Source organism: Mesorhizobium sp. M5C.F.Cr.IN.023.01.1.1, from assembly GCF_003997585.1.
GTDB lineage: Bacteria > Pseudomonadota > Alphaproteobacteria > Rhizobiales > Rhizobiaceae > Mesorhizobium > Mesorhizobium wenxiniae.
Map to the genome: position 1 here is coordinate 1 of NZ_RZSU01000140.1, position 14,450 is coordinate 14,450.

9 protein-coding genes are annotated in these 14,450 nt (G+C 57.9%); 1 reads left to right on the plus strand and 8 read right to left on the minus strand.

Going from position 1 to position 14,450, the window contains the following annotated elements; genetic code table 11:
• From ehuC to EOA78_RS31780, 3 genes are all read right to left on the minus strand, one after another.
• Nucleotides 1-613, minus strand: a 613-nt coding sequence (gene ehuC / locus EOA78_RS31770; protein ID WP_127319287.1) for an ectoine/hydroxyectoine ABC transporter permease subunit EhuC, incomplete at its 3' end; no start/stop codon positions are given.
• Nucleotides 614-671: 58 nt separating this feature from the next.
• Complete coding sequence (gene ehuB, locus EOA78_RS31775) at nucleotides 672-1,517, minus strand: ectoine/hydroxyectoine ABC transporter substrate-binding protein EhuB (RefSeq protein WP_126057673.1); 846 nt, start codon at nucleotides 1,515-1,517, stop codon at nucleotides 672-674.
• Nucleotides 1,518-1,701: 184 nt separating this feature from the next.
• A complete protein-coding gene (locus tag EOA78_RS31780) occupies nucleotides 1,702-2,880 on the minus strand; it encodes a M24 family metallopeptidase (RefSeq protein ID WP_127319289.1) in 1,179 nt (392 codons plus the stop codon).
• Between the two features lie 710 nt (nucleotides 2,881-3,590).
• On the opposite strand from EOA78_RS31780, the gene EOA78_RS31785 reads away from it, so the two are divergent.
• Nucleotides 3,591-6,086 carry an FAD-dependent oxidoreductase gene (locus tag EOA78_RS31785; RefSeq protein WP_127319291.1) on the plus strand — a complete coding sequence of 832 codons (2,496 nt, stop codon included), beginning with the start codon at nucleotides 3,591-3,593 and terminating at the stop codon, nucleotides 6,084-6,086.
• Nucleotides 6,087-6,642: 556 nt separating this feature from the next.
• On the opposite strand, the gene EOA78_RS31795 is transcribed toward EOA78_RS31785, so the two are convergent.
• The 5 genes from EOA78_RS31795 to EOA78_RS31815 form a co-directional block, all read right to left on the minus strand.
• Nucleotides 6,643-7,812, minus strand: coding sequence for a M20 aminoacylase family protein (locus tag EOA78_RS31795; RefSeq protein WP_126057671.1), 1,170 nt, complete (start codon nucleotides 7,810-7,812; stop codon nucleotides 6,643-6,645).
• 340 nt (nucleotides 7,813-8,152) lie between these two features.
• Complete coding sequence (locus EOA78_RS31800; protein ID WP_126057670.1) at nucleotides 8,153-9,862, minus strand: GMC family oxidoreductase N-terminal domain-containing protein; 1,710 nt, start codon at nucleotides 9,860-9,862, stop codon at nucleotides 8,153-8,155.
• A 522-nt stretch (nucleotides 9,863-10,384) separates the two neighbouring features.
• Nucleotides 10,385-11,665 carry an FAD-binding oxidoreductase gene (locus tag EOA78_RS31805; protein WP_126057669.1) on the minus strand — a complete coding sequence of 427 codons (1,281 nt, stop codon included), beginning with the start codon at nucleotides 11,663-11,665 and terminating at the stop codon, nucleotides 10,385-10,387.
• Nucleotides 11,666-12,019: 354 nt separating this feature from the next.
• Nucleotides 12,020-13,363: an acetyl-CoA carboxylase biotin carboxylase subunit family protein gene (locus tag EOA78_RS31810; RefSeq protein ID WP_126057668.1), complete on the minus strand. Its 1,344-nt coding sequence runs from the start codon at nucleotides 13,361-13,363 to the stop codon at nucleotides 12,020-12,022.
• 925 nt (nucleotides 13,364-14,288) lie between these two features.
• On the minus strand, nucleotides 14,289-14,450 hold a 162-nt coding region (locus EOA78_RS31815; protein WP_127319293.1), incomplete at its 5' end, for an aldehyde dehydrogenase family protein.

The following is a 14,450-nucleotide window of genomic DNA, read 5'->3' on the forward strand; positions in this document are numbered from 1 at the left end:
GGGTTATGAGGAACCTGGCAAGGATGTAGTAGATAATCAAAGCTGTTCCAAACGCCTGCGCCGACAGATAGGTCGAGGCGTTGATCTGGCGTGTCTGGAACATGAGATCGGCGACCGAGATGAGGGACACCAGGGCGGTTCCCTTGAGAAGCTCGATCAGGAGATTACCCCAAGGCGGAAGCATGATCGCCAGCGCTTGCGGCAATATGATCCTGCGCATCCTCACGCCCTGCGGCATCGACAGCGCGGTTCCCGCTTCCCACTGTCCGCGCGGAACTGACTCAATGGCGCCGCGCACAATCTCGGCGCCATAGGCACCGATATTGAGGCCGACGGATATGTAGCCGGCGGTGAAGTTCGGAAGCGTTAAACCAAACAGCGGCAACACGAAGAAAATCCAATATAGCTGCACTAGCAGCGACGTTCCGCGGAAGATCTCTATGTATACAACGCTTACACTCCGGATAGGCCACTTGCTCGACAGTTTGCCGATGCCTGCGGCCCCGGCGGCAGCTACAGCGACCAGCGTAGCAAGCAAGAATTGCGCGCATGTGACCAAGGTCCCCTGTAAGAGCGCCTGGCCATAGTTTTGGAGAAACTCCAAGATTGACATTCGCCATCCTGCGTCAGACACGGCCGGGAGGCAAGCCTCCGGCCGTGTCTGGGCGGGGTCAGCGGTTGGCGCAAACCCACTCCGCACTCTTGTCATTTGGTAGCAGCTTTGCGTCGTAGCCATAAGGCTCGACAGCCTTCATCATCTCGGGCGTACCGATGTATTTTTTCTGAGCCTCGTTGAACTTCTCCACAAAGTCCTTGTCCGACTCTCGGAAGGCTATGCTGACCCAGTTTTGAGTTGATTCCGGCATTGCATCCGGGTCGGTTACGTCAAGTTTTCCACCCGATTTGCCAGCCACAGATCGAGACAACAGGTATCCCGATGCCCCGGCATCTGCTCGTCCCGCCTCGACCGCTGCAAGAATTTCTGTCTGTCCCGGCACTTGCATGATTTGATCTTCCGGAACTCCTGCCTTTTTCGCTTGCTCTATATTGCTATATCCTATGCCGGTCACCATAGTCGCCCCCTTGGCTGCGATATCTGCATAATTGTGCAGCCCTTTAGGATTGCCAGCTTTGACGATAAGCGCGTCGGTCACTTTCGCCAAAGGCTCGGAAAATGTAACGCTTTGGCACCTTGATTTAAGGATGTAGAGCCCCCCGGTAGCCATATCAAACCGTCCAGACTGCAGTCCGGGTATAAGTCCGCCCCAATCTGTTACGACGATCTCTACGTTTTCGTAGCCCATCTGCTTAAGGACGCCGAGAGTAATCGCGTTTACAAACCCTACTGGGTGACCATTACTGTCCGGAAAGGCGAACGGCTCTTCGTTCGCGAAGCCGATGCGGATGGACTTGCCGCTGGCGATACGGTCGGTTAGTTCTCCTGCGTGGGCCTGAAAAGCGGCAAGCGCGACGGCAAGGCCCAAGCCAGCCGCAATGTATGAAAGTCTGATCTTCATTTCTCGTTCCCTTCTTATTTGTTGAATTATCCAGCAGCCCGGGATGGGCGTTTCCAGCTTTGTAGAAGCGTCTTTTTTTGCAGAAGCTGATCTCCTATTTCGTTGAGTAACAAACCGGTGTTGGGCGATTGCCGCATAGTCCGGGCCCGCCAAGGCGTTATTCGAAAAGTTGATGGGCTAATAATCAGTCGATAACGACCAAGCGGCGCTCCACATCGCAGAAGCGCTGGCCGCCCTTCGCTGTGACCACGAAAGGTTCTGAGATCGCTGCGCCAAAATCGTCGAGCCACACTCCGGATTGGAAGTGGAAGCACATTCCTTCCTGCAATAGCGTTGTTTCACCCGCGCGGATGCTGATAGTGCGTTCGCCCCAGTCCGGCGGGTAGCCAACACCGATTGAGTAGCCGACGCGGCTGTCTTTGCTGTAGCCATTCCGTTTCAGTGTACGTTGGAATACGGCGGCTACCTCTTCGACGGCCACGCCCGGCTTGGCCGCTTCGAGTGCGAGGTCGCCGCCTTCAACGATCACGGAGGCCAGACGCGAGATTTCTTGTGGCGGCTGTCCGACGTGAATTGTGCGGGTCAGGGGCGCGTTATAGTGGCGACGTGCCGCGCCAAGCTCCATCACCACTAGCGCTGACTCGGGGATCGCCTGGCCCGTCCATGTGAGGTGGCAAGTGCTCGTCCCCTCACCAATCTGGATTAGGGGACACAGACCAGTGTAGTCGCCGAACTTGCCCTCACCCAAAATCTGATTGCGGTAAATGTCCCCTACGACCTCATAGTCGCGAACCCCCGGCTTGAGCTTCGCAATCGCCTCTCGCATAGTTCTGCTAATGATACGACCCGCCTCTCGCATATAGACGAGCTCGGCTTCTGACTTGACGAGCCTCGCCCAGTTTACAAGTTCCCGACTGTCCGAGATCTTCGCATTAGGCACGCCTCTAACAAGGTGCTGATGGGCCCGCGCGGTGTAGTAGTGAGTGTCGAGCTCGACGCCGATGCGATCGGAACCCCACCCTTTGGAATTGATGAGCCCGCACAAATCATCGAAAGGATGATTTTCCGGATGGTGAACCAAAGTCTCCGCGAATCCGAAGATGTTCTCGGCCGGCAAGTTTGTTGTAACGGTAGCCGATTTTGCGTCGATCGGGCGCCCGAACCAAAGAGGCATATCCTCGTTGACATGGACTAGCACTGCCTGCGGCGTGTAGAAGGACCAACTGTCGTAGCCCGTAAGCCAGTACATATTGGCTGGATCCTGGCAGATGAGGAGATCAAGACCAGCTTTTTGCATCCGCTTCTTCGTGTCCTGGACGCGCCAGTCGAACTCCTCACGCAGAAAAGGTTTTTGGTAGCTCATGCATATGATCCTTCTCGAAATTGAGCATGTGCGCTCTTGAGTTCGCCCAAGCTCGTGCGGCCCAGGACGACCGCAGGCGACGCCCGGAAATCTTGATGCCCATTCTCGCACGTCCCAGTTTGCTTGTGTTGCGGGTGCTCAGGCGAGCATTTGTCTCAAGGCATTCTCAGTCAAATGCAGTGTTTATATTGGCATCATCTCGCTTCGAGATGCCGGGGCCTGCAGACAAGAAATTGCGCGTTGAAGAATGCCGCTGGCTTCGACTAAAGACGCCCATGTCACCTGACGCTGGGCCATCTGCACCCATCGTGCCCATATGGATTTTGTCTTCGGCTTGGGCACCGGCGCTTACGACAATCGTGGCGGCGCGGGGCAGCCGCTATGCTGGGAACCACTGCCCAAGGTCCTGATATTTATAAGGGCGCCGGTTCCCTCGACCCCTGTCGGCACGTGCTTGGGTGCCGATCTCGGCGCGTTCCCGCTCCAGAGTCACCATCCGATTATGTTGCACGGCGGCCCTTCAAGTCATCACCACATTTACCCTGGTGCATTCTGCTGGAGTCACGCTGCATTGGGCCGCCTCACGGCGCAGAAATACTGCACTCCTGGTATGCAGATCAGCGGAAATCAGAGCATATCTGACAATATTTTATTGGCCACGACCAGTCCGCCTTAGCCCGCGCTTTCGCCCAAGCTCCAACAGGTTTCAAATGGCCAGCAAAGTACCATCGCATGTCGAATACGTTGTCATCGGAGGCGGCATAATCGGCCTCTCGATAGCCTATCACCTGACACGTCTCGGCCACCGGGACGTTCTGCTTCTGGAGCGCGACCAACTGACATGCGGCACGACCTGGCATGCTGCGGGCCTGGTGACGCAACTCCGCGCCAACGAGACCATGGCAAAGCTCGCTCAATACTCTGCGGATCTGTTCAGGGACCTCGAAAATCTAACCGGTCAGGCAACTGGTTTTCGGCAAACCGGCTCCATCACTGTCGCCGCGACCCAGGACCGCCTAGAAGAGCTTAAGCGCGGGTCTTCGATGGGCCGCTCGTTTGGCCTGGACGTGGAGATGATAAGCGCTGCGGAAGCCCGACGCCGCGTTCCATTGCTCGATGTCAGTGATGTCCTGGGGGCGGCATGGATCGCTTCCGACGGGATGACCAACGCTATCGATACCGCCCGTGCTTTCGCAACTGGGGCGAGGCAGGGTGGAGCAACGATCCTTGAGCGGACACCCGTCACGCGCATCCTCGTCGAGAAGGGCCGTTTTGTCGGCGTGGAAACCAGTCAGGGAACGGTCCGAGCTGAACGGGCGGTCATCTGCACCGGCCTATGGACGCGGAATATAGCTGCTGAACTTAACTGGTCGGTGCCATTGCAGGCTGCCGAGCATTTCTATGTTGTCACCGAGGCGATTCTCGACCTACCCCATGACCTACCGACGATCCGCGATATGGACGCGCGCGTATATGCAAAGGCAGACGCCGGGAAATTGCTCGTAGGTTTCTTCGAGGCCAATGGCAAACCTTGGGGCATGAACGGCATCCCCCAGGATTTCAGCTTCGATTCGTTGCCCGAAGATTTCGACCACATCGAACCGTATCTCTCTGCGGCCATCGAGCGCATGCCCGTCCTGGCAAATGTCGGCCTCCAACTGAATTTCAACGGCCCTGAGAGCTTCACGCCTGATAACCGGTTCCACCTCGGGCCATCGCCTGAAATTCAAGGTCTGTATGTCGCCTCTGGATTCAATTCCTGCGGTATCGAGTCCTCGGGTGGGGCGGGCAAGGTCATGGCAGAGTGGATGTCGACAGGTTTGCCAGCGGGAGACTGCTGGGAGATGGACGTCCGGCGGTCAATGCCCTTCCAGCGGAATAGGCGGTATCTGTACGACCGCACGGTGGAGGCGGTCGGCAACCTCTGGTCGCTTCATTTGCCGCATAAGTCGCCGACGACCGCACGCAACGTCCGCGTGTCCCCCCTGCACGACCGCCTATCCGCCGTCGGCGCGAATTTCGGCGAAAGCGCAGGGTGGGAACGCGTTCAATGGTTTGGTGCGCCTGGATCGCCGAATGAAAGCCATGCAACGTTCGGCCAGGACGAATGGTTCGAGCGAAGTGGCGCGGAGCATGCCGCCACCCGCTCCGGCGTCACTCTGTTCGACCAAACCTCCTTCGCGCACCTTCTGGTGCAGGGTTCGGATGCCCTTGCGCTGCTACAGTGCTTGTCCACGAACGACGTGAACGTAGCCGTTGGCCGTGTTGTCTATACGCCGTGGCTGAACGAGCGAGGCGGTATGGAGTCCGACGTCACTATCGCACGCATCAGTGACGAGGAATTTCTTGTCGTGACAGCGGCGGTCCAACGCACCCGTGATCTCGCCTGGCTGCGCTTGCATGCCAAGGGAGCCGGCCACGTCTCGGTTGCCGACGTATCATCCGGATATACGACCCTCTCCGTGATGGGTCCGCGATCGCGTGAGTTACTGGAGCGCGTCAGTCCTGCGGATTTTTCTAACGAGGCATTTCCCTTCGCAACGGCTCGTGAAATCGAGGTCGGGTATAGCCTCGCGCTCGCATTCCGGATGACCTTTGTCGGCGAGTTGGGCTGGGAACTTCACATCCCGACCGAACAAACACTAGGGGTTTACGACGCCCTGGTGGCCGCCGGTGCCGATCTCGGCCTAGGCCACGCCGGATATGTCGCTCTCAACACGCTGCGCCTGGAAGCGGGCTACCGTGACTGGGGTGCAGATGTTGGTGATGAGGACACCCCGTTGGAATCGGGACTGGGGTTCACGGTTGCCTGGGATAAGCGCGAGGATTTCATCGGACGCGCTGCACTCGAGGCCCAGCGCGGCAAACCCTTGCGCCGGCGGCTGGTCCAGCTCGCTGCCCCAGATGCCAAATCGTTGATGTTCGGGACCGAGCCTGTCTGGCGTAACGGCAGCCTTGTCGGATACCTGCGATCGGCTGGATTTGGCCACACTGTCGGCTGTGGCATCGGCATGGGATATCTCACGGCAGAAGCCGGGGTGACGGCTGATTGGCTGTCCGGAGGGTCATTCGAAATCGAGATCGCTGGGGAGCGCTATTCCGCCATAGCTTCTCTGCGGCCTTTCTATGACGCCGGACGCAGCCGCGTGAAGGGCGAGTGGCGTGCTGTGGAGGAGTTGGTGGCGAAAGAGCTCCTCAAGGCCTGAAAACTAGACTGCGCAATCTTGGACGACTGAGCTGCGCCTCTGGTCGACCAGCACGCGCTGCATCGGGTCGCGCATCGATTGGGGATAAGATGCCCACACACGCGGCCCGCTATGACGTCGTTGCTACAGGCCAGCTTAACGCTGGCCTCGTTTCAACGGCCCTCAGCTAGGGCAACGGTATTTGTGCTCTGGCTGGCATAACGTGGGCGAACGGCAGCTCATGGGCTTGTCTCGCAATCGCATCGGCAATTTCGTGCAACCGTATTGGATTTTAGCGCAGTGAAGGCCGCCAAACCTATCCAGGCTTGTGAGACGCTCGGTGTCCCAGATGTATACGCCATCCGCTTGCCATAACCCGGTTTCGGGTCGCACGCCGGCCATGCTCGGCCAGTGCGTGGATGGAGGGAACAGCCTAGTTCCTTATCTTGAGTTTGCACGGCGCCGAGATTGCTCGGTCTGACGACGGAGCTGGATTGTCATGCCTCGCGATGGCGCGCCCAGTTAGCTAGCAACCCTGCGCGCCTATCTGAGGTGCGCGCGGGCAGAGTTTAAGAGACTATGCAGCGCTAGCCAAGCCGCCTTCCACCAGGTTGACCCAGTAGCCGATCCCGTAAGGGATTGCATTGTCGTCGAAGTCGTAGGTTGGATTGTGCAGGCCCGCGGTAGGTCCGTTGCCAAGGAATAGGAACGCGCCAGGTCGCGCCTGCAACATGTAAGAGAAGTCCTCCGAGACCATCACCGGCTTGACCTGTTCGTTGACTGCCTCTCGCCCCACAAGACCCCGCGCGGCTGCGGCGGCCAATTCGGTCGCCTCTGTGTGGTTGAACGTCAGCGGCTCGAGACGCCTGTGCCGAAATTCCACTTTAGCCCCGAAAGCTGCCGCGATATTTTCAGCGCAGACCTTGATTTGTTTTTCCGCAAAATCACGCAATTCTGGCGATAGGCTCCTAACCGTTCCGCCCAGCGTCACGGAGTCAGGTATGATGTGGTAGGATTCACTTCCGGTGAATTTCGGCACTGACACAACGAGCGCTTCCGTCGGATCGAGGTTTCGGGAAACCAAGGTCTGGAGCGCCGTGATGATCTGTGCTCCGACCACCACCGGATCTATAGTAAAATGAGGCGTTGCAGCGTGTCCGCCCCGGCCTGTGACAGTGATGTCAAACTCGTCGAGGGCCGCCATAATCGATCCGTCGCGAATACCGAATTTGCCAACGTCAATACCTGGCATGTTGTGCATGCCGAAGACTTGGGAGATATTGAACCTGTCCATCAACCCTTCTTGCACCATTCGTCCGGCGCCCTGCCCGTCTTCCTCGGCGGGTTGGAAAATGAGCGCCACCGAACCCTTGAAGTCCCGAGTGGCGGAGAGATGCTTAGCAGCACCCAGCAGCATGGCGGTGTGGCCGTCATGACCGCAGGCATGCATCTTCCCTTCGATCTGGGAAGTCCAAGGCTTGCCGGTAGCCTCGACGATCGGCAGGGCGTCCATATCCGCGCGCAGGCCAATCGTCGGTCCGTCCCCGCCGGCGCCTTGGATCACCGCAACCACACCGGTCTCGGCTATGCCCGTCTCGACATGGTTTATCCCAAAGGAAGCGAGCTTTTCGGCGACGAAGCGGGCGGTGTTGTGCACGTTGTATCCGAGTTCCGGATTCTGGTGGAGGTGACGGCGCCAAGCGATAGCCTCATCATGAATATCCCGGAATTCATCGATGCTGCGCATTCTTGTCTCCTGCACCAAAAATGAGCAGCCCGCGCCTCGCGTCTGCCGGCTTGAACCACATCTGCGCAGCGGGGCTCAGCATCCTAGATGCGCGGTTCCGCGTCGCGTCTCTATCGCTGGAAAACTTCCAGGGTTGAACCCCTACAGTCAAATGCATTGTGTGTATTGACCCCATCTCGCTTCGAGATGAGGCAAACTCCTCGCGTTCACGTGGGCGACAGACTTCTAGATGATCGGCGGTCAGCTGGTGTTCCCGGCTATTCGGCAAGTTCCGAACCAGCCAGATTGATAGCGAGCCGAAGTGACCGGTGTGCCTGCGGCCGCTTGAGCTTGCAGAATTCTACTTGACCAACGACACCTTCATTGCTGCCCCGCGTTCATGAAGTATGGCGTCAGACATTTTCTCGGCGACCATAATCGTTGGGATGTTCGTATTTGCTCGCGGGCAGAATGGCATCACCGACGCATCGGCGATTCTTAAACCGGATAGTCCATGAACGCGGCCTGTCGGATCCGTCACACTGTTCGGATCATGAGCAGATCCCATTCTGCAAGTTGAAGTGGGATGAAAATTCCCAAAAACGTTTTGTCGTACAAAGTAATCAAGAAGCTCGTCGTTATTTAGAAGGTCTGAGATGCTGCGACCATCAGTGATAGCGAATCTGATCAGGCTTCGACGAAGCGACGAGGAACTATCCATAACGGCCGCGAGCAAGGATGTGAGACCGTAGTTCAGACGGTTGTACTTGCCGATCCGCTTTGCTCGTCCAGTCCAGGTAGAAGGAAAAGGGTCGAGCGCCGTATTCGCCAAGGCCTTATGATTAATCAGTCTTGCAACGAATCGAAACGCGTTTTTCAATCGCTCCGCGTCGCGCTGGTCGCTCAACATGTCGAAGTTCACTTCTGGCTCAATGAAATGAGAGGAACTCTTGAGCGAGACAGTTCCTGTCGAATAGACGCGATTAACCCAGAAATTGAGCGTCCCTAGGCGTTTGCCAATGGGATGCCAGGCAGATTTCGCCAGAACCGAGATGGCCATATCGGTAGGCGGGCAACCGTCGTGACCGGATGAATACCGAGCATGCATCTGGATATATCCGGTCGCGGTCGGCAACATCCGATCCTCTGGCTTCAAGTACGCCGAGATGGCGACCCCGGCATGCTCCTGCAGGTTTTTTCCGACTCCTTTAATATCTGCGATGACTTGAATGCCGAGCTCTGATAAGGGTTTAGCCGGGCCAATACCGGATCGCATCAGTATTGCGGGCGAATGAATAGCGCCAGCACATAGGACCACAGTTGGTGCGCTATAGGATTGGCGACGACCGGTCTTACTCTCAGTATCGACGCCAGTTATTTTGCGACCTGAAAGAGTTAGTTTTACGACCGTAGTTTCTGCCAAAATTGTAAGATTTGTCCGAGCGCGGACACTCTCTGGCAAATAAGCCATCGCAGCTGACACTCGGCGACGATTGAGGTTTGTTAGTGGAACAACTGAGTGGCCATCGCGGAACTCACCGTTGAAGTCAGGCCAGAAGGGTATATTTTCATCTTCAAAAGCCGTCGACACCGCGTTCACGAATCCTGACCACTCTCCTTTGTCGGCACGGCTAATCGGCAACGGCCCGCTGTTGCCGTGGAAGTGATCGCGAAAGTCCAGATCGCATTCGAGTCGGCGGAAATATGGCAGGACGCCTTCCCAATCCCAACCCGTTGCCCCGGTGGAGGCCCACTCATCATAATCGGCGGGTCCACCCCGATTGGCGACTTGAGCGTTGATACTGGAGCCTCCACCTATGACTCGAGCTTGCTCATAGTGCACACGTCTGTCGCTATTTCGCGCAACGGCTGCAGTAAGTGACGGCCACTGATATCGTTGATTGTAGTAAGCGCGCGTCGGGTTCCCATCTAGAATATCATCAGGAATTTCGTTGGGGAGAAAGTCAGGCCCAGCTTCGACGAGCAGGACGTGACTACCATCGGCCGACAACCTGTTCGCCATAACGCATCCGGATGAGCCACCACCTACAATTATATAGTCAAAAAGCAACGATTTCTCCCCATCTTGCGGCAGCAAGCTAGCACAGTTCTAGAGCGGAAATTTGCGAATGAGATCATTCCTGGGCAGGAAAGCCCCGATTTTTTGCAATTTCCGCAGAAACACGCGATTCTCCTGCACGTTACGAAGAGAGCGAATTCCTTCCCCTTACAGACATTAAAAGCACCCATCTTGACAGAAGCCGTGGGAAGAGTTTCCACACGCGCAATGATCGGCAGGAGTGCTGCTCCCTTGTCTTTTCGAAGTTTCGGCTGCCAGTCTTTGCAGCCGTTTCCGGTCTTCGAGTTTCGTCAGCGCTCTGCTGAAGGATTTTGAGGCGATTGCAGTGGCGCGGCTTTTTCGCGAGGCTATCTCGAGGCTGCGGCATTGCTAGCGCGTCGGACGTTCAGATTGAATCGCGAGGGATTCCAATGAGGCGTGGTTCATGATTCACCTCCGTGAGGAGGTGATTTGTCAGCACTTTGAGTCACTCACAAGGCTTCGCGCCGTGGACCAGCAGCTGACCCCACCGGATCAGCGCGCCGGCGGTAGATGCGCGATCTGCGCACCGAGCTCATAGTAGCCCTCTCTGATGGCCCGGAAGGAGGCGTTCTGCGCCGGGGACACGGGCAGGAACATCGCATCGAGCCGCAGCTCGCCGCTGATATGGCGGGCGAGCTCGCGGCCGAACACGGTGCCCGGCGCGATGCCTCGTCCGTTGAAGCCCGTCAGCGCGATCATGTTTTCCGCTGGGGCGTGAAGGCGTGGTAGATGGTCGTTCGTCATGCCGATCCGACCGTACCACTCATGCTCCAGCTCGACCTCACCGACCTGCGGGAAGAGCGCCCGGATACGCCGCCGTGCCCAGTTGCGATGGATCACGGTTCCGGCGCCGCGGAGCGCGCCGACGCTGCCGACGATGAGGCGGCCGGCATTATCTGTGCGAAAGGCGGTCAGCACGGTGCGGGTGTCCCATGCGCCGTGCCCTTCGGGCAGAATCGTGTGGCGAATTCTGTGGCTCAGCGGCGCAGTCGCAACATGGAAGAAGGGGAGCACCACTTGCTCGCCACGCAGCTCGGGGAAGATGCGCGACGTGTAGGTGTCGGTCGAAAGAACCGCCCACTTCGCCCGGACGGTTCCACCTTGCGTGGCGAGCCGCCAGAGGCGGCCCTCGCGCCCGATGTGCTCGACCGGGCTCGCCGTAAAGACGGTCGCGCCGGCGGCAATCGCCGCACCAGCGAGGCCGCGCACATAGGCGAGCGGTTGGATCGTCCCGGCACGCAGGTCGAGGAGGCCTCCGGGGAAGGCCGAGGTGCCTGTCTTGGCACGCGTCTCCCCGGCGTCGAGGATGTGCACCGGGGCGCCGAGCGCCTGCCACTGCCGAGCTCGCTCCGCGATTTCGGCAACGCCCTTCTTATCGGCTCCACAATGGATCGTGCCGGCCCGCTTCAGCTCGCACTGCAAGTTGTGCTTGTCGACGATCTCGAAGACGGTGCGTGGGGAATCGCGCAGCAAATTAAGCAAACGATCGCCATAGAGCGGACCGAGCGTCTCCTTGAGCGCCGAGGGCATAACCCAAAGGCCCGCATTCACCAACCCGGTGCTTCGCCCGGCGGCGCCAAAACCAATTTCGGCTGCCTCAATCACGACAACGTCCAGGCCCCGCTCGGCAAGGTGCAGCGCAGTGGACAACCCGGTGTAGCCGGCGCCGACGATCGCGACATCGGCGACGAGGTTGCCTCGCAGATTCTCCGTTGCAGGCGGCGGCGGAGCTGTCCGCTCCCAAAGCCCATGGGACCGTCTATCGTTCAGCATTCATCCGCTCTCATAAGGCTGGACGCTGGCTCAGTGCGCACACAACTCAGGGCGCCCGGCAGGAGACTTAGCTCGCTGCCGGGCAGGTGCGCCTTGGGAGGAGGCGTATCTTCGCAAACGTTCTGAACCAGCCGCATCAGGCCCGCTTACAATAAGAGGACCGGACCGCTCAGAGCGCCCTTACTGAATGTAGCGCATGTAAATGGCCGATCTATTCGAATCTTCCGCGTTCACGCAGGAAATCGGCTTTGTGCGGCGACATGTGCATAAAAGCGGAGGTAGGCGAGCGCGTCGGCTCTAGGAAGCAATGACGCCCGTCAGCATAATGGTCTCCTCGCGGATGGCCAATTCACCCTAGACCGCATCGTCTCCTGCACTCGATTTCACCAACATGCTGCGATGAGTACCTTTATCTGTCACCATCTCCGCACCAGGTGGAAGGTAAGGGGCCACAGCGTGTTCCGTTTCGCCAAGGGCAGAAACCGACGTGATCGACCAATCAATCAAGGCAACGGCGTGCTGAAGTATCGCGTCGGTCTGAGGGCGGCTCGGGGAAGCGGCGATGACGTGTCCGATCGTGTCTCGGTAATCGCCTTCCCTGACGATAGGTGTCTTAGGCTGAACATGCAATTTGACCTCCGAGACACCTTCTACGGCAGCCGCTCGACTGGCGCCATCAATCCAATCGAGGATGCCATCACCCTCCGGGAGGAGGAACCGAGCGCCCGCGACATGCGAACGCGTACTTCGCAAATCCGATTCTTCGCCGATAACCACTTTGATGTGCTCGGTAACTAGATCGATACCATAAACCAATTTAACCATTTGAGGACCGGGCGCGCCAGCAAGACGCGGATTGACCTCGATGACGACTGGGCCACGCCTTGTCCAGCGGAATCCAATGTTCGATGGCCCCCAGCCAAGGCTGAGAGCTTCCAAACAGCTTAGCGATACATCGGCGATACGCTGCTGCTCGACGTCAGTAAGCACCGCTGGATAGGTGCACCCACGATGGACAAAATGCGGTGGGCGCCCGAAGTCAGCGCCGCCAATTCCAATGACCTCATTCCCCATTATGTCAGCCCAATAATAGGGGCCTTGTGCGAATTCTTCGACCAGTATCCTGGGCGAAGCCCGCCATTTGTGCTTCCCGCCCAACAGATGGATCGTATGTTTTGCTAGTTCGTCGACGTCGCGGCACAATAGGACACCGCTGCTGCCGCTGCCCACGGCAGGCTTAAGAATTACCGGGAGGTTGATTTCCGCGGCACAGCTTTGTACGTCCGCGGCATTCGATGCTAAGCGATAGGCCGGCATAGGAACGCCGGCCTCCGCGAGGATCTGACGTTGAGTGAATTTATCGCAGCATCGTTCAATCGAACTGGGGTTCGGCCCTGGCAGAGCGAAGGATCGGCATAGCTTACCAACTGTAGCATAGGCTAACTCATCGAGACCCGTAAAGCCGGTGATGCCAGCAATATCATAAGTTGCACGCACCCGGGAACATTCGCTGATCAGGGCATCGAGGTTGTCCGTATCGACGCGGATTGTCTCCATATCGTCTGCTGCAAGATAATCGTACTGGGTTGGGTCAGCCGACAAGGTAATTGGATGAAGGCCAAGACGCTTGGCCGCTTTAACGTATAGCTCACCAGTACTTCTGTTGCCTTCAACCAGGATGAGAGCTCTTTTTGTCATTGCCGTCGATCTCCGCAGTGTGCAGTGCGACGGCCTGGGAGTAAACAGGCGTCGACTTGTTGTTCGGCCTGACGTCAGCCTCCAAGAGAAGCTACCATGCTCAGCGATCTGATCTCGCGAAGATTTTGTAAAGTTAGCTGAATGATTTGTTGCGATTTTTGACCACCCGGCTGGGATCCGGTTGGCTCTCGCTGAATAGTCGCTGGGGCGGTGCTTGCCTGTCTCCGTTTTTTTGGCCAGCAGCCGTCGGCGCGCTGATGAGGCCGTCGATGTCGCCGGCTACCGTACGCGCACTTTGACAGGACCTTCAACATCAGCAGATCACCGGTCCGCGAGCGGGCTAGATATCGACGAGGCAAAGCCAGTGGATGGAGGAGCAGGGCTCAGCGCCAATCAGCGACGCACGGATGACGCCGGGCATCGCCTCGAGACTACTTAGCGGGCATGAGCACGCGACACTCCCTCGTGTCACCTTGCGCCCGATGCAGATCACGACGTCCTGGTCGATCGTCGCCTAGAAAGGGGCAAGCAGGAGACGCACTGGAATGCTTGGAATGCCCGCTCGCTGGCCGACGACACGACATGGGTAATCCTCGACCGGATGTTGTTCGTGAGGCTCAGCCGCAAGACCACCTCGATCTCGATGCACGCGCTGGACCGGTGGGAATATCCGGCGAGATTGACAACCTTGTGCCCTCCCGCAGCTTTCAGGGGAGTAGGGGGCTCATGCGCCTGCATCCGGCTTGGTTCAATTTTTCCAAATCGCAACTACGGGTTCTCAACATTTCTGAAAGTTACGACGAGAGATACTGTGCCGGTCGGGTGCTAGGTCAGCGTTCTGGTGCGCGATGTGCCCTGTGAAGACCCCAAACCAGCATCGACGACTAAACCTCCGCCGCAAGACTTCCCGACGGCGGATTGGCGACTAGCAATAACGATCGGATCGATTCACGGCGGGCTCGCTGTTGCCCGAACCAGACAAGGGTTGTGAGATCCGGATGCCAATATTTCTGGTCTGCACGTAGCCATCAAGGGCTTCCTGACCCTTTTCCCTACCGTAGCCAGACTTCTTCACTCCACCGAACGG